General features: G+C 51.9%; 14 protein-coding genes and 1 pseudogene. 8 read left to right on the top strand and 7 right to left on the bottom strand.

The annotated features are described in order from the left end of the window. Complete coding sequence (locus AEST_RS16235) at window positions 1-966, bottom strand: aldo/keto reductase (protein ID WP_008610361.1); 966 nt, start codon at window positions 964-966, stop codon at window positions 1-3. Between the two features lie 149 nt (window positions 967-1,115). Here AEST_RS16235 and AEST_RS16230 point away from each other — a divergent pair. The 8 genes and pseudogenes from AEST_RS16230 to AEST_RS16195 all read left to right on the top strand — a co-directional run. Further along, window positions 1,116-1,835, top strand: a pseudogene (locus tag AEST_RS16230) (pseudouridine synthase); the annotation flags it as partial. A 153-nt stretch (window positions 1,836-1,988) separates the two neighbouring features. After that, window positions 1,989-4,172: a TonB-dependent hemoglobin/transferrin/lactoferrin family receptor gene (locus AEST_RS16225; protein ID WP_008610360.1), complete on the top strand. Its 2,184-nt coding sequence runs from the start codon at window positions 1,989-1,991 to the stop codon at window positions 4,170-4,172. Window positions 4,173-4,182: 10 nt separating this feature from the next. Further along, window positions 4,183-5,157, top strand: a complete 975-nt coding sequence (locus AEST_RS16220) for a heme/hemin ABC transporter substrate-binding protein (protein WP_156803913.1) — start codon at window positions 4,183-4,185, stop codon at window positions 5,155-5,157. Next, complete coding sequence (locus AEST_RS16215) at window positions 5,157-6,173, top strand: FecCD family ABC transporter permease (RefSeq protein WP_008610355.1); 1,017 nt, start codon at window positions 5,157-5,159, stop codon at window positions 6,171-6,173. The genes AEST_RS16220 and AEST_RS16215 overlap by 1 nt, the downstream gene beginning before the upstream one ends. Next, the gene (locus tag AEST_RS16210) at window positions 6,166-6,951 is read left to right on the top strand and encodes a heme ABC transporter ATP-binding protein (protein ID WP_008610354.1); all 786 of its coding nucleotides are present in this window, start codon (window positions 6,166-6,168) and stop codon (window positions 6,949-6,951) included. Before AEST_RS16215 ends, AEST_RS16210 begins: the two co-directional genes overlap by 8 nt. 24 nt (window positions 6,952-6,975) lie before the next feature. Continuing rightward, a complete protein-coding gene (locus tag AEST_RS16205) occupies window positions 6,976-7,704 on the top strand; it encodes a HugZ family pyridoxamine 5'-phosphate oxidase (RefSeq protein ID WP_008610353.1) in 729 nt (242 codons plus the stop codon). Between the two features lie 420 nt (window positions 7,705-8,124). Next, window positions 8,125-9,189 carry a hypothetical protein gene (locus AEST_RS16200; protein ID WP_008610352.1) on the top strand — a complete coding sequence of 355 codons (1,065 nt, stop codon included), beginning with the start codon at window positions 8,125-8,127 and terminating at the stop codon, window positions 9,187-9,189. Between the two features lie 18 nt (window positions 9,190-9,207). Next, complete coding sequence (locus AEST_RS16195; protein WP_008610351.1) at window positions 9,208-10,260, top strand: hypothetical protein; 1,053 nt, start codon at window positions 9,208-9,210, stop codon at window positions 10,258-10,260. Here the strand turns inward: AEST_RS16195 and thiH are convergent. The 6 genes from thiH to thiC are packed head-to-tail and all read right to left on the bottom strand — an operon-like array spanning window position 10,234 to window position 16,737. Continuing rightward, the gene (gene thiH / locus AEST_RS16190; protein ID WP_008610350.1) at window positions 10,234-11,469 is read right to left on the bottom strand and encodes a 2-iminoacetate synthase ThiH; all 1,236 of its coding nucleotides are present in this window, start codon (window positions 11,467-11,469) and stop codon (window positions 10,234-10,236) included. The genes AEST_RS16195 and thiH overlap by 27 nt on opposite strands. Next, window positions 11,466-12,236, bottom strand: coding sequence for a thiazole synthase (locus tag AEST_RS16185; RefSeq protein WP_008610348.1), 771 nt, complete (start codon window positions 12,234-12,236; stop codon window positions 11,466-11,468). Before AEST_RS16185 ends, thiH begins: the two co-directional genes overlap by 4 nt. Window positions 12,237-12,238: 2 nt before the next feature. Further along, window positions 12,239-12,439: a sulfur carrier protein ThiS gene (gene thiS / locus AEST_RS16180; RefSeq protein WP_008610346.1), complete on the bottom strand. Its 201-nt coding sequence runs from the start codon at window positions 12,437-12,439 to the stop codon at window positions 12,239-12,241. A 38-nt stretch (window positions 12,440-12,477) separates the two neighbouring features. Then, complete coding sequence (locus AEST_RS16175) at window positions 12,478-13,233, bottom strand: HesA/MoeB/ThiF family protein (protein ID WP_008610345.1); 756 nt, start codon at window positions 13,231-13,233, stop codon at window positions 12,478-12,480. After that, window positions 13,221-14,882 carry a thiamine phosphate synthase gene (thiE, locus tag AEST_RS16170; protein WP_008610344.1) on the bottom strand — a complete coding sequence of 554 codons (1,662 nt, stop codon included), beginning with the start codon at window positions 14,880-14,882 and terminating at the stop codon, window positions 13,221-13,223. Before thiE ends, AEST_RS16175 begins: the two co-directional genes overlap by 13 nt. Beyond that, on the bottom strand, window positions 14,866-16,737 hold the full coding sequence (gene thiC / locus AEST_RS16165; RefSeq protein ID WP_008610343.1) for a phosphomethylpyrimidine synthase ThiC: 1,872 nt from the start codon (window positions 16,735-16,737) through the stop codon (window positions 14,866-14,868). Before thiC ends, thiE begins: the two co-directional genes overlap by 17 nt. Between the last annotated feature and the right edge of the window lie 93 nt (window positions 16,738-16,830).

Raw genomic sequence — 16,830 nt, 5'->3', positions numbered from 1 at the left:
TTAGGGCAAGGCGCCGCCACGGGCCGCAATATAGAGTTGATACCAGTGGATCCGACTCAGGTTAAGCTGTTCTGCGCGCACCGCCGCAGCTAAGCGTGCCGGCTGACTGGTACCCAGCACCGGCTGGATCCTGGCCGGATGCCGTAACAGCCACGCCAGCACTATCGCTTCCGGCGTACTCTGATACTCCGCAGCCAACTTCGCCACTAACTGACGCGTCGCCTGTTCAGCCACGGTTTCATCGGCGCGGGCACTAAAATAGCGACCTTGAGCCAGGCTGCCCCAACTTTGCAGTTGAATTTGCTCGCGCTGGCAATATTCGACGGTACCATAGCCAAAATAACAGCCAGCGCCCTCCGGCATGCCGGTCAGCAGGCTTTCCTCCAGCCAGTGATGACGATACAGACTCATCTCCAGCTGATTAACCACTAATGGTACCGTCAGGCTGCGTTGTAACAGCTGCAGCTGCGGCCAGCCCATATTCGACACACCAAAGTGACGCACCTTACCTTGCTGTTGTAACTGCTCAAAAGCGGCAGCAATCTCGTCAGGCTCCATAAGTGGATCCGGCCGGTGCAACAGTAACAGATCGAGATAGTCAGTATTTAGCCGTTCAAGACTTTGCTCCACCGCGGCCAGAATAGCGGTTTTACTCAGATCGTAATGGCCGGGCTGCTCAGCATTGCCAAGTTTAATACCGCATTTTGACTGCAGTAATAATTGCTGCCGCTGCGCCGGAAAGGCTTGCAGATAGCGGCCAAATACCGCTTCCGCTTTGCCAAAGGTGTAGATATCAGCGTGGTCAAATAGGTTAATACCGCAGTCAAGCGCCGCTTCAATCAGTGCAAAAGCTTGCTGTTCGTCTTGCTGTGTTAGCGGGGTGGTATTCCAGCCACCGCCGAGCCCCATACAGCCCAGTACCAGGCGGCTGGCGCCAGGCAGGGTATGATTAATTGGTAATGTCATGCCAGTTCCCTGTTAGTTGCGCGTATTTTAGCCGTAACCTGACCGATAACCCAAGCGCTATTCGCAGCGCAGCGGCAAAACCTTGCTCTGCCGGGCGCCGCCCCTTACACTGTGCACCTTGCCAATCTATTAAGCCAATACCGAGAGCTATGTCTGAGCAGAGTCTTACCCGATTAAATAAATTTATCAGTGATACCGGTTATTGTTCACGGCGCGAGGCCGATGCCCTGATTGCCGCCGGCAAAGTCAGCGTCAATGACCAGATCGCGGGCATGGGGGTCAAGGTCGCGGCAACTGACAGGGTACTGGTTGAGGGTAAACCGCTAAAAGCCAAGCCGCAGCGCGTCTATATTGCCTATCACAAGCCGGTAGGCATAACCTGCACCACCGAGCGTAAAGTCGCCGGTAATATTGTCGATGCCTTAAAATATCCGGAGCGGATTTTCCCGATTGGCCGGCTGGATAAGCCCTCTGAAGGCCTGATTTTTCTGACCAACGACGGCGATATCGTCAATAAAATTCTGCGCGCCGGTAATGCACACGAAAAAGAGTACGTGGTCACGGTAAATAAACCTATTACTGAGCAATTTATTAAACGCATGAGCCAGGGCGTGCCCATTCTGGATACTGTTACCCTGCCCTGTAAAGTCAGGCAGGTGTCGCGTAATACCTTTAATATTATTCTGACTCAGGGCTTAAACCGGCAGATCCGGCGCATGGCTGAATTTCTCGGTTACGAAGTGGTAAAGCTAAAACGCACCCGTATTATGCACGTACGGCTGGCAGAGTTAAAAACCGGCCAGTGGCGCTTACTGGATAAATATGAGATTGCCGAGCTGGAGCAACTGCTGCAGGACTCCAGCAAAACACCACTACCACACACTAAAACGGACGATTTTGACGAGTAAGCCAACAATCAGCTCAGCAACACTCACCAATCGATACAAATGATAATGATTATCATTGACTATCGCATTTAAAGATCATAGCATGCCGCTGTTTTTAACTAACAGGAGCCTGCTATGTTTACCCCTCGCCTTAGCCTGCTGGCCAGCGCTATTGCCGTTACCTTTAGCCCACTTACTCTGGCTGACCACGCAGCAGAAGCTGCAGCGATAGAAGTTATGGTCGTCAGTGGCAGTCGGATTGAACAACCGCTGCAGGATGTTGCGGGCAGTATTTCGATTCAAACGGCCGATGAGCTCGAACTACAACAAGTTAACGATTACAGTCAGTTATTCCGCTATGACCCTTCCATTCAGGTCACTGGTAGTGTTGGGGGCGCGCAGAACTTTTTGGTCCGGGGCATGGGCGGTAATCGGGTATTAATGATTAAGGATGGGATGCGCATTAACGAGGGTTATGGTGCTAACGGCCTGAACGATATTATTGGTCGTGGCTTTCTGGATACCTCTACGCTAAAACAAGTCGAGGTGGCCAAAGGGGCGAGCTCCTCGCTGTATGGGTCTGATGCACTTGCCGGTATAGTAGTATTTACAACAAAAGACCCGTTAGATTATCTGACAGAACAGGCCGAATTCGGTGGTAATGTCAGTCTTGGCTATGCTGATCTCTCCAGCCAATATCATGGCGGTACTACACTGGCCCAACGAATTGGTAACCACTTCAGCCACATGCTCAGTGGCACCTTGCGGCGGGGCGAAGAGCAACAAAACCATGCCAGCAATCTGGAACCCTTTTCTATCGACTCAGATAGCATGCTTTACAAAGCTATTTACCAACTCAATAGCACTGACAGCTTAGGTTTTAGTATCGACTTTTACCAGCAGGATGCATCTGGCGATCGGGCTAATGGCCTACTCGCTTACTTCCGCAGCCTAGCCCAATTTGGTTATCAGATTGCGGCAGAATCGAATGAAAGTAACAAGAAAACTCAGGCATTACGCTTACATTACCGCTCTGAAGCCGATACGGCACTGTATAACTATTTAGATCTCAGTCTGTATAGCAACAAAAGCAAACAAACGGATTTGGAATATGCCAAGCTGGACATCAATGCCCCAAGATTTAATCTGTTTCAAATCCGCCATATGTGGCAAAACAATTTATATGAGCAAAATACCCAGGGCGTGTTGCTGAGCGCCGCTAAGACGCTAAATTCCCGGCACGCCCTGGCCTATGGGCTGGATCTTGAGAAAACCGATACTCAACGTAGCCAGTATGAATATCGTACCGCAGAGGGGGTAACGGAGCCGCTGCGGGATCTGCTGACCAATAAATTTCCGAAGAATGATATCGCCCGCTATGGCTTGTACCTGAACGATACCATCAAGCTGGCAGACGGCCGTTGGCGGCTAACGCCAGGCGTACGTTACGACCGCTTTGCGATGGATCCTAACGGCGCATTAAAGCTAGATGGTACCGCCTTTGAGAAAATCAGCGATGATAAGATCTCGTTAAACTTAGGTAGCTTGTATCAGTTGACCGACACGCTAAACCTTTACGCGCAGTATGGTCAGGGTTTTAAAGTACCCGCCTATGATCTGGCCTATATTGAACACGATTTACAACCAACCTCAACTTATCGCTACACACTGGTGCCGAATACCGATTTAAAGCCGGAGACCAGTCACACTTATGAGTTAGGTCTGCGCGGCCAGCTAAACCAGCTTAGCTTTAGCTCAGCAGTATTTTATAACCGCTTTACCGACTTCTTAGAAACCGCACTGATTGACAGCAAAACGGTACTAAACGCCCAAGGACAGTTTCAGTATCAACACGATACCTTCCACTACCAAAACGTGGATAAAGTGACAATTAAAGGCGCGGAGTTAAGTCTGGATTATGCGATTAGTGACCAGTGGAGTCTGCTGGCAGCGGTGTCCTATCAGGATGGCAAGAACGATCAAACCCAAGCCTACATTACCTCTATCAGTCCACTTTCAGGCAGTACCGGCATCAGTTTTGGCGGCGAAAAGCTGCAGTCTCAGCTGATGGCAAGCTGGGCTAAACGGATGACGAAAGTCAACGAAGGAGCCAGACAAAGTCCAGGTTTTGTTACGCTGGATTGGTTAAACAGCTATCAATTAACTGCTGCCTGGCAGCTTAATCTGGCGGTTAATAACCTGCTGGATAAAGACTATGTGCGTTATAACAGCATTGCCGGTCATGCGGTAGACAGCGACTTACGCGCCTATACTCAGCCAGGGCGCAATATTAGCGTTACGACTCGCTATACGTTCTGAGGCTATCAAGATGAAAACATTTTCTAGCGCACTGAGCATAGTCACATTACTTCTCAGTTTATCAGCAATGCCTTCTCTCGCAAAAGAACGGATTGCCAGTGCTGGTGGTACGCTAACGGATATTATCTTTGCTTTAGGCGCTGGCGATCAGCTACTGGCGGTGGATACGTCCAGTACCAGCCCAGCGGCGGCGGCCAATAAAGCCAGTATTGGTTATTACCGCAGCTTATCGGCAGAGTCACTTATTGCCACTGGGGCAACCGAATTATGGGCGCTGGAAGGCACCGGCCCTGCCGCGACGCTAAGCCAACTGCGTAATACCGGCATCAAGGTAGAGCACTTTGCCAAACCGCGTGATTTAGCTGAACTCTATGAGTTTATTGGGTTGCTCGGCGCTAAATTGCAGAAAGAAGCGGCAGCCACGGCGCTAATTAACCAGATTAAACAGAGCTTACCCGTGCTGCCTGCCACCAAGACTGAAGTAAAACCTTTATCGGCTCTGTTTGTCCTGCAGGCCTCTAGCCGCGGGGTGATAGTTGCCGGTAGCGAAACCGTGCCAGATCTGTTGTTTCACTACAGCGCTATGCAAAATTTAGCCACGCATAATGGCTTTAAACCGATTTCTGCTGAGTTTTTGATGCTGCAACAACCCGATTTACTGGTCGTGCCGGAGCATGTGGCACAAAGTGCGGGTGGGCTTAACGCCTTTTGTCAGTTACCGGAATTACGGATGCTGGCTGCCGCCAAAGACTGCCGCGTATTGGTTATGGATTCCTTGCTGTCGATGGGCATGACCAGCCGCATTGGTGAGGCTATTCAGCAACTGTACCAGTTTGGCCAGCAAATGGCTTTAACACCAGCAACAAGTCAGTCAAGGCTCGCTCAGCCCAGCGCAACGCGAGTTAACTTAAAGGACACGGCTGGCGTGAACTCAGGCACTGACAGTGGTCTGCAAAAAACCGCAAAACACGCTTTAGGTCAATAATGCTACGTTTTCCGTTAATTATTACGCTGTTAGTGCTGGCTATTTTCGCTTGTGCTGTACTGGCACTGAGCAGTGGTGCGGTACTCACCGATTGGCGCCTAGCCTTTGCTTGGTGGTGGCCAGGTTTTAGTGAGGACTTTTCTGCACTGCAATTAAATGTGGTCACCGAATTACGCCTACCGCGCTTATTGTTAGGGTTGATAGTCGGTGCGGTATTGGCGCAAGCCGGTTGCGCCATGCAAACGCTGTGTCGCAACCCGTTGGCCGATCCCTCATTAATTGGTATCGCGGCTGGCGCCGCCATGTTGGCGCTGTTGGTGATTGCGTTTGGACCACAGCTGGGGTTAAGCGGCCATTATTGGGTAAGTGCAGCAGCTTTTATTGGTGCGCTGGTGACCTCGTTACTGGTGTATCAACTCTCGCGCAGCAGCCATGGTGTTAATGTCGCTACCTTGTTGCTTTGTGGTGTTGCTATCAATGCCTTGGCCGCAGCAGTGATTGGGTTAATTAGCTATTATGCCTCCGACGATGCCTTACGCTTAATGAGCTTCTGGCAGATGGGCTCTCTGGCGGCCGTAACCTGGCAGCCGTTACCAATGGCTTTTGCCAGCTTGGGGCTGTGCAGCGCCCTACTCTGGTATCGGCGTAAAGCCATCAACTTGTTATTACTAGGTGAGCAGCAAGCGCGCTATCTGGGTGTGAATGTGCCACGTTTAAAGCGCGAACTTATTGTGCTGGTGGCGCTTGGCGTCGGTGCCGCTGTGGCACTAACCGGGATTATCGGCTTTATTGGTTTGGTGATCCCCCATATCGCCCGCTTGTTAGTCGGTGCAGCCATTCCACGCCTGATGCCGGTTGCGATGTTACTGGGCGCACTGGTACTGGCACTCGCCGATTGGCTGGCCCGCATGGCAGTGCCGCCTGCAGAATTGCCTATTGGCATTATTACCGCGTTATTAGGCGCCCCTTTCTTCCTGTATTTATTGCTGCAACAAAAACGGAGGCTGTATGCTTAATTTGCACCAGCTTAGTGTAAAACGCGGCCATAACACGGTCATTAACAACATTAGCGCCCATTTTATCCCCGGCCAGTTTATCGCGCTGCTGGGCGAAAATGGTGCCGGTAAATCAACCTTGTTAAGCGCCCTGTGTTTAGACATCCCTTTTCAGGGTGAGATACAGCTATTTGAACAGCCACTGGCGCAGTGGTCAGCAGAGCGCCTGGCATTGCAGCGGGCAGTACTACCGCAACAGCCGATTTCCCCCGCAGGCTTAACCGTAGAGGAGCTGGTTTGTTTAAGCCGCTTTGGCTATCAGGAGAGTCACGAGACCTCAGTGCGCATCGCCAGCCACTGGCTAAGCGCCCTGAAATTGCATGAATTTGCCAAGCGCGATCTGAGCCAGCTCTCAGGCGGGCAATTACAGCGTTGTCATATTGCCCGCTGCCTGACGCAATTAGACAACAGTTTCGCAACACCGAAACTGCTGCTATTAGACGAGCCCACTGCGGCGCTGGATGTGCACCAGCAACATCGCTGTTTGCAACAAATTAAAGCCTTCGCTAACGCTGGTAATCTGGTACTTGCTGTGCTGCATGATTTGAATCTGGCCGCACTCTATGCCGACCAAGTGCTCTTGCTGGACCAGGGGCACATCAGCGCCCTGGGAAAACCAGCGCAGGTGCTAGCCGAGCAACCGCTGACTGCGCTTTACCAGACCAGGATGCATGTGTGTCAGCACCCGCGACTGGCCTGCCCGATGATTTTTTCCGAACCTCATACCGAATTACTGTAACCACACTGTTTTTCAGGAGTCATGATGCAAGAACGTATTAACGCCGCGAAAGCCGCCCGTCAGTTAGCACTGCAATGCCAAAGTGCGGTATTTTCCACCCTGTCCCATAAACTGCAAGGCGCTCCCTTTGGTTCTGTTTCAACAGTGATGCTGACCGATACCGGTGACGTGATCTTCTATGTCTCCGATATTGCCCAACATGCTCGCAATCTGGAGCACGATAACCGTTTAAGCATCACACTGTATCATCAGGCCAGTGCCGGCGATCAGAATACGGAAGCCCGCTTAACCTTAAATGGCCACGCGCAAAAACTCACTTACGAGCAAGCGGCAGAGTACGAAGGGCGTTATTTTCGCTTATTTCCGGCTGCAGAGGCCTACAAGCAAGCCCATGATTTCTACTTTTGGAAAATGCCGGTAGAACACATCCGCTTTATCGGTGGTTTTGGCGAGATTTTCTGGCTAACCAAGCAAGAATGGCAACAGGCCGCGCCGGCCTGGCAAGCGCGGGATGAGCTGGCGATGGTCGTGCATATGAATGAAGATCATGCCGATGCCTGCGAGCTGATTACCCTGCAGCACAGCGGTCAGCGGGGTGCCGCCAGGATGCTGACTGTTTATCCGGATGGTTGCCATTTTATGCAGGCAGAACGGCTGTTCTTTGTGCCTTTTGCTGCGCCTTGCTTTACCGCGCAAGAGGTGCGTAAAGCCTTGGTACAATTAACTCAGCAAGCCAGACAAGTGGCAGCTTGAGTTCAAAAACGTCACCTAATAACCATGCTGCTCTTAGGGTGGCATGGTTGCCCGGTTTCTGCTTAATACTGAAACAAACGCAATATCCCCAAAAACTAAAAAAACTTTGAGTGATTACTTTAAACGCCGACTGACGCTTGTTAAAACTTACTGGCGGTTCAGCCCTAATCTTGGCAGCAGATAGCTGCCATCACGACTTATCGTGCTGCAAAATTCAAACACCCATCCAGAGTAATATTGCTGATATTAACAACTTTACCTAAATCCGCCTGTTGCATTATTTAATTGATAATTTAAGGTAAAACAAGCCTGACATGGTGGTAAGTTCAGGTATAAGGTAGCAGATCAGGGGCACACCCAATTGTTGAGTAGGGTAATCCCTTGCAAACAAGAACAAGAATATCAACAAAAGGATCCTTTATGACCAGGTTTAAAAAGCTGTTAGGTGCAGCGTTTTTTTCCAGCTTAGTTAGCGTTTCAGCCCAGGCAGCCGTTGGCGGTTACCCGGTTGTGTTAGTTCATGGCTTTCAGCCGGATAATTTGGCAAGTCGCCCTAATGCCAATCAGGTGGCAGCCAATGGCCTGGCCTATTGGAGCGAGTTCTGGGCTAATCATGCCGAGATGCGGATAGACTGGCCGTCACAAGAGCGAATTACCGGTCGCATTGCCACCGACTATATCTGGCCGAAGCTACAGCAACTTTCGCGGCAGAATATCTGTAACCCTGGCTGTATTTTTGTTACCCACTCAACTGGCGATTTAGTAACACGCTATATTCTGGATAACCAGGCCCTGTGGTTACAAAACGCCGGCCTACGCCCGTTAAATATTGTAGCAACGCTGGATTTCGCCGGTGCCGGGGGTGGCTCAGAGCTGGCGGATTTAGCGGTGAATGTGGCCACGGGCAGCGGCTTATTTGACCGCACTTTGCAACTCGCTTTGTCGTTATGGCTGGGGCAAATACCCAATGCGAATAATGTTGGAGTATTAAACGATTTACGCGTTAATACCGCGCGGCAACTTTCAGCATTTCCAGATAGCCGGGTGCCAAGGTTACGCTTTGTCGGTGCGGCTTCTGATTTCTTAGGGACAACCGGGCTGTTCTTACCAGGTACTGATGACGGTGTGGTCGCCAGTCATTCCAGCTGTGGGGCTTCCAGTGCTGGCAATTTTGAAAGTTGCTCCAGAGCTGTCGCCTTTGACGGTAAAATCACCAGCCAGAACCTTGGGGTGACTAATTTTATGCCGCTGCATTATCCGATGTTAATGAGCGATGCTTACAGTCACAACGCCGTGATCGGCCAGCAGCGAAAAGGCGATATTACCGTTGCCCGCAATAGCGTGAGCCTCACCACACAAAGTGCGGTGCGCTTTAGCAGTACAGATCAAACCCGAGGCTGGTGGATTTTTGCCTCGAGCTACCGAGTAGTAAATGGCTCAGAGCGGCATGCTATGTCACCTTTGGTTTATCAAGCAGTTCAATAACGGAAGTTTGGCTAAGCGATGAAAAAACGCCTTGGCTTTATTACAGCCCTCGTGATCCTTGGCTTGGTTGCAGTGCTTTGGCCTGCAGCTAAGCCCACTCATTCTGTCGATACGCCAGCGCGTAACGTTAGAATGGATGAGCAACAGCAAAGCTCAAACACGGCTGCGAAACCCGCTGGCGCCCAGAGCATTTCCGTGACCGAGCATATCGCTGAGGCTTTGCCACAACAATTTGCATATATTGCAGCGGCTTATGAACAAGAGCTTAGCTACCCACCCTACTCACGTCCATTAAGCCGCGACGATGTACAATTGCTCACGCCAAATCAGTATGTGGTGCAGCAAGTCCCGTTAGAAAATGGCGCCCAAGCGGCCATTGTTTTGCCGCAATATCGCTTTATTTATCCCGAAGATATTGAGGTAGTACTAACAGTGGCAGGTGTTGATGCCAGCCAGGTTACGGTTAGCCTGTATTCCGAAGACACCGGGCAAAGGTTAACCGAAAACACCATGCAGGCTAACGAGCAAGGTTTTAGCACCATCCTCAGTGCAGAGCAGGATTGGCAGGGTGAATTACGGCTTGAAGTCGCGTTTCGTGCCAATGGTCAGCCGCATCGCTTACAAACCGGTGTCGATTATCAACAACCGAGCGCGGAAATCATCGGTGTAAAAGATGGTTATGCTGAGGGCTCTGATTTAGTGATCCCACTGCAATTGGAAGTTAGTGCCGCCGGGACCTATCGCGTGTGGGCCAATCTGTTCAGCAATAAGGGCGAGCCGCTGGCTCATTTAGTCGGCAGTGCCGATTTAGCCGAAGGCGAAGCCACACTGTTACTACGAGCGTATAAAGCCGTATTGGCCGGTATAGAAGGCCCCTATTTACTTAATACTTTTACCGTCGAACGCCGTTCGCCCGCGCCAGGTGAGCGCAGCCGATTTGGCAAAAGTGAGCAATCTGAATATCAGGTTGCATTTTATGGCTTAGGTTTGTTGTCAGACGAACCCTGGCGACCCGATGCCAGTGAGTTGCAGCGACTGGAGTTTTTAAAACTGATGGCTGAGGCGCAATAATAAGTTACTGCGACACAAGCCTTTTTCCCAATCTTTCCACACAGGCTGTAAGCCCCGCTGCTGCATTGCTTCGGCCACGGTAGCGGCAGAGCGCTGATCATCGGTGCTAAACTGCTCCAGACTGGCCGTTACATCAGTATAAGCGCCGGGGGCAGTACGCGAGCCGGCACTGATACTGGTGATAGCCAGCGGCACCACATGATCGCGAAAATGCGCCGATTCCCGGGTGGATAAACTGAGCTCCAGCTCAGGATCAAATAAGCGCCAGGCGCAGATCAGTTGTACCAATTGTTTATCGCTGATCAGGGTATCGGATTGATGTTGCTGTAGCACCTGATCGGCCAAGCCACCCGCGCAGGGTCGCAGTCGTGGAAACGACATACTGTAGCGGCTGCGCCAATAATGTTGCTGCAAGTAACGCAGGTGCAAGGCCAGATATAACGAGTCTAGCCGCCAATCGCCTAACCCCAGCAAAGCGCCAAGGCCTATTTTATCTACCCCGGCCTGCCCCAGTCGCTCTGGTGTTGCAAGGCGCCAGTCAAAATCCATTTTTTTCCCTTTAAGATGGTGTTTAGCATAGCCGTGGCGATCATAGGTTTCCTGATACACCAAAACACCATCGAGCCCATACTGCCTAAGCTCAGCATAATCACGGCTGGCCAGCGGCTGCACCTCTAGCAGTACATAGCTAAAGTAGCGCTTTACCACCGGCAGCACCTGCTTAAAGTACGAGAGCCCGACTTTTTTTTCATGCTCGCCGGCGACCAGTAATACCGTTGCAAAGCCTTGTGCTTTTATGGCCTGACATTCTTGCTCGACCTCAGCCAGCGTCAGGGTGCGCCTTTTTAGCGCATTGCTCATCGAGAAACCGCAATAACTGCAATCATTCGCGCATAAGTTGGATAAATACAGCGGAATATAAAACTGCAGCGCATGGCCAAAACGCTGGCGGGTAAGCAGCTGCGCCTGGCTGGCCATTTGCGCTAAAAAAGGCGCGGCCGCCGGTGAAATTAACGCTGCGAAATCATCCAAATCACGGCGCTTTTTTGCTAAAGCGCGCTGCACCGCAGGCGTATCGGCCTGCATAATTTTTTGCTGCCACTGCTGGCTATCTTGCCTGGCCAGCAGCAAACTAAAACCGCTGGGCTCAAGCTGCAGCGCTTGCGCATCATTCGCCATGCGCCCACCGGCTAAGGCATTGCTTATCATAGGCTCTCCAAAAAAGCCGTTAACGGGCTGCTGGCTACGGCTTGTTGCTGACGGGCAGCTAAACCAGCTTGCTGGGCTAACTCCCCGGCCTGGCACGCCAGTTTAAAGGCTTGCGCCATCGCAATAGGATCCGCTGCACTGGCAATGGCGGTATTAACTAATACCGCGGTAGCGCCTAACTCCAGCGCCTCGCTGGCATGACTTGGTGCACCAATACCGGCGTCAACTATTACTGGTACTCGGCTTTGCTCAACAATAATGCGCAAGAAATCGCGGGTTTGCAGGCCCTGATTTGAGCCAATGGGCGCGCCCAGTGGCATCACCGCTGCGCAGCCAACTTCTTCTAAACGTTTACACAGCACCGGATCGGCGCCGCAATACGGCAACACCACAAAGCCTTTGGCCACCAACAATTCAGCGGCTTTAAGCGTTTCAATGGGATCGGGCAATAAATAGCGCGGATCAGGGTGAATTTCTAATTTTAGCCAGTGCGTTTGCAGTGCTTCACGCGCCAGCTCAGCCACAAACACTGCTTCTTCGGCGGTGCGAGCACCAGAGGTATTTGGCAGTAGCTTAACGCCCAGTGCGCTAAGCACCGGTAAAATTTCATCCTGACGTGTCATCAAATCGACCCGCCTAAGCGCCATGGTGACCAGCTCGGTACCACTGGCTGCTAAACTTTGCTGCATTAAACCAGCACTTTGAAATTTACCGGTGCCGGTTAGTAAACGTGATTGAAAAGTGTGTCCTGCTATTTGATAGGCCATATTTACCCTCCAGCTATGGCAGTAAACAGCATAATCGTATCGCCATCGTTAAGCGGCTGAGTATCCCAGCAACTACGTGGGATCACCTGCTGGTTAATGGCAACCGCGATACCGGGGCGTAGTTGTTGTTGCCCGGCTAAAAACTCTGCCACAGTACAAGGCGGCGTTAATGAAAAAGGTTGTTGATTAAAATAAATCAGCATCGTGTTTGCTCTCTTTAATCGAACTAGGGCGAAAAAGGTCAGCTGTCGCCGGCAGCACAGATCGGGCAAGCCGGCTCCTGTTGCAGCTTTAACTGACTACTCTGGCCGTGCAGACCATCAAAACAGTACAAGCGGCCAAAGGACACATCGCCTATTTGCAAGAGGTGTTTAAGCGCCAGCAGCGCTTGCTGGCAGGCCACCATGCCAACTAATGGCCCCAAGATGCCGCTTTGTAAACAGCTGGGGCTATCCTGCCAATCGGGGTATAAGCACTGATAGCAGCCCTGCCCCAGCCAGGGTTGAAGCGCCAATAGCTGCCCTCGCCAACCACTGGCGGCACCGCTAATCAGCGGCACCTGCCGTAAAAAACAGGCCTGATTAATCGCTAAGCGGCTGCTGGCGTTATCAGTGCAATCCAATACCAGATTAACCTCAGGTAACAGCGCCAGCAGATCAGACAAGCTTAAGCGTGCAGCCAGAGGGGTAATGACCAGCTCCGGGTTTTGCGCCTGTAACCGCGCTGTGGCAGCATCGACTTTTAACTGGCCAACCCCGGCACTGCTATACAATAATTGCCTGGGTAAATTGCTTAAGCTGACGCGATCATCATCGGCCAGCAGTAAATGCCCCACGCCAGCTCCGGCTAAATAGGACGCTACCACGCTGCCTAAACCGCCTAAACCAATAATCAACACCTTGCTATACAACAATCGCAATTGCTGGCTCTCATCCATTTCCGGCAGCAGCAGTTGCGCGCTATAGCGCAGCTGCTGGGCTGGCGTTAGTTCGGACATACTGCGTTGACCTCGCTTATAGCCTGCGCAAACTCTTTGGCTTGCGCCAGTTGCCGAACCTGTGCCTCCTGCTTAGCTTTTGCCAAGAGCGCCATCAGCAGCTGGGTTGCATGTTCAGGATCGGCTGCTTCGGTAATGGCTGTTACCACCGCAATACTATTTACCCCGGTAGCCGCCACCGCCGCTAAACGCTCAGCATTAATGCCGCCAATCGCTACCGTTGGATAAGGTGCTGCCAAGGGTACATACTGCGCCAGTCTGACCACGCCTTGTGGCTGCGAGGGCATTTGCTTGGTTTTGGTCGGGAAAATATGCCCAAGCGCAATATAAGACGGCTGCAGCGCTTTGGCGCGAAGCAACTCAGCATAGCCATGGCTCGAAACCCCCAGGCGAATACCGGCTTGCCGTAAAGCAGCAAGATCGGCTGTCGCTAAATCTTCTTGCCCCAAATGCACGCCATAGGCACCAAGCTGTAAGGCCAATTGCCAATGATCGTTAATAAACACTTGTGCTTGATACTGCTTACCTAGCGCAATGGCTGCCGCAATTTCAGCACTCAGCTGTTGCTGATCAGCCGTTTTAATCCGCAGCTGGATGGTGTTAATCCCAAGCGGTAATAACCGCTTTAACCAGGCTACCGAATCAACCACCGGGTACAGCCCCATTTCCTGTTGCTCCAGCGGTGCAAAAGCGGCAGATGATGGCTGTAAATCTGCCAAAGTCGCGCCCTGATAGAGCGCCTGCACCTGAGCCGTATTAAGCCAGTGCGGAAAATATTCAACGGCAATAGGCAATGGCAAGTGATTTAAGGTGCCTGCTCCCTGCCCCGTGGCATAGGCCGCACTTAGGCCGCGGTTAAGATAGGCTTTGGCTAGCACAACGGCATCATCTAACGGATATCCTAGCGCCAGAGCACTGGCAATAGCGCTAGCTAAACTACATCCCGTACCATGGTTATGTGCGGTTTCGATACGCGGACTGGCCAGCCAAGCTTGCTGTGTCGCCGACACCAGATAATCCAGCGCCAGCTGTTTACAACCACTGGCATGACCGCCTTTTACCAATACCGCTCGCACCCCTTGTGTCAGCAAGCACGCTGTCGCTGTGATGATCTGATCAGGGGTTGTTACCGCTAAGCCGGTTAAGGCGGCTAATTCCGGCAGGTTGGGCGTCAGCAAACTGGCAAAGCGATACAGCTCCGGCAGCTCAGGCAAGGCATCCGAGCCTGGATCCAGCGTTAGCGTATCACCGCAGCTGGCAATTAACACCGGATCGATTATTACCGGTATCGTTGTCGGCAAGGTTGCGAGTAAGGTTGCGAGCTGCTGCTGTTGCGCGCGGCTCGCCACTAAGCCAATTTTAATGGCGACTGGCGGTAAATCGGCCAAAAGCGTGTGCCACTGCGCAGCCAGCATCTGTTCAGACACCAGCTCAACCCGCGCCACCTCTACCGAGCTTTGTGCCGTGATCGCAGTGATAAGGCTACAGCCATGCACACCAAAGGCGCGCATGGTCAATAAATCCGCCTGAATACCGGCACCGCCACCCGAGTCAGAGCCAGCAATAGACCAGACAATCGCTTTAGCTGCCGCGGTTTTATTGCCGTTCATCTTAGCCGCCTGCGGCATCAACTCAGAGTGTGGCTGCATAATCACGTACATCCTGAGTAATTTTCATTGAGCAGAACTTCGGGCCACACATTGAGCAAAAATGCGCGCTCTTGTTCGACGCTTGCGGCAAGGTTTCATCGTGATACTGACGGGCAGTTGCCGGATCCAGCGCCAGATTAAACTGATCTTCCCAGCGAAACTCAAAACGCGCCTTCGACATCGCATTATCACGAATTTGTGCGCCCGGATGCCCTTTGGCCAGATCCGCCGCATGAGCGGCTATTTTGTAGGCAATTAGCCCCTGTTTCACGTCTTCTTTATTTGGCAGGCCTAAATGCTCTTTCGGTGTGACATAACACAGCATGGCGCAGCCAAACCAACCGATAAAGGCGGCACCAATGCCCGAGGTGAAATGATCATAACCCGGTGCAATATCGGTCGTCAGTGGTCCCAAGGTGTAGAATGGCGCCTCGTGGCAGTGTTTCAGCTGCTCATCCATATTCTGCTTAATTAGATGCATCGGCACATGGCCCGGGCCTTCAATCATCACCTGTACATCGTACTCCCAGGCGATTTTGGTCAGCTCTCCTAGAGTGGCCAGTTCAGCAAATTGAGCCTGGTCATTGGCATCATAAATCGAACCCGGCCGCAGACCATCGCCTAACGACAGCGACACATCATAAGCAGCACAAATTTCACAAATCTCCCGAAAATGCTCATATAAGAAATTTTCGCGCTGATGCGTTAAGCACCACTTCGCCATGATCGAGCCACCACGCGATACAATGCCGGTCAGACGCTTGGCGGTCATCGGCACATAAGCCAATAACACCCCGGCATGGATAGTAAAGTAATCAACGCCCTGTTCGGCTTGCTCTAACAAAGTATCGCGAAAAATCGGCCAGGTCAGATCTTCGGCCACACCTTTGACTTTTTCCAGCGCCTGATAAATCGGCACTGTACCAATAGGTACCGGGCTATTGCGGATAATCCAGCTGCGGGTTTGGTGAATATCGCGCCCGGTAGACAGATCCATCACTGTATCGGCGCCCCAGCGCGTGGCCCACACCAGCTTTTCCACCTCTTCTTCAATGCTGGAGGTCACTGCCGAGTTGCCGATATTGGCGTTCACTTTTACCAGAAAGTTGCGGCCGATAATCATCGGCTCGGCTTCAGGGTGGTTAATATTGACCGGAATAATGGCCCGGCCAGCGGCCACTTCGGCGCGGACAAACTCCGCTGTGATTTGCGCAGGCAAGGCCGCGGCATAGGGCTGCCCCGGATGTTGTTGCGTTAACAAGGCACTTTTAACCTGATCGCGGCCCATATTCTCGCGAATGGCGATATATTCCATCTCCGGGGTGATAATACCGGCGCGGGCATAATGCAATTGCGTAACCCTTTTACCTGGTTTGGCTTTCAAAGGTTGCCGGTTTAAGCGGTGCGGCACTGGTGCTTCCAGCTGTTGCTGCTGACTAAAACGTGAGCTTAATCCGGACAACTGCTCAGTATCCTGCCGCTCTAAAATCCACGGCAGCCGCAGCGGCGCTAAGCCATCTTCAACACTGATACTGGCGCCCGGATCGCCATAAGGGCCTGAGGTATCATATACCGGCACCGCTTCATTCGGCTCAGTAATGGGCGCTTCGGGCGTGCCACCAACCACCGTATCAGCCAGCATAATCTGGCGCATTGCCACCTGAATATCCGGCCGGCTGCCCGGTAAATAAAGGCGCTTCGAATTGGGATAGGCCTCGCCTTGCAGCTGAGCAATAAAATCGCGTGCCGCCTGGCGCTGTGCGCGACGTGACGATATGCTGGACTCAACAAGGTTAGATGTCGCCTGAGTTGGGGCTGTTTGTAATTCTGGAGTAAATAATTCTGTGTTTGACATAGCAATCTCACCAAAAAGTTAAGGGAAAATGCTTGTCAGGAGTGTTGGATAGGATTAAGTGTCAGCAGCAAAATCAAACTGCTATTCAGCAGG

This window comes from Alishewanella aestuarii B11 (assembly GCF_000280055.1).
GTDB classification, from domain to species: Bacteria; Pseudomonadota; Gammaproteobacteria; order Enterobacterales; family Alteromonadaceae; genus Alishewanella; species Alishewanella aestuarii.
The sequence above is the reverse complement of the archived record's forward strand: the minus strand, read 5'-3'. Positions and strand labels throughout refer to the sequence as shown.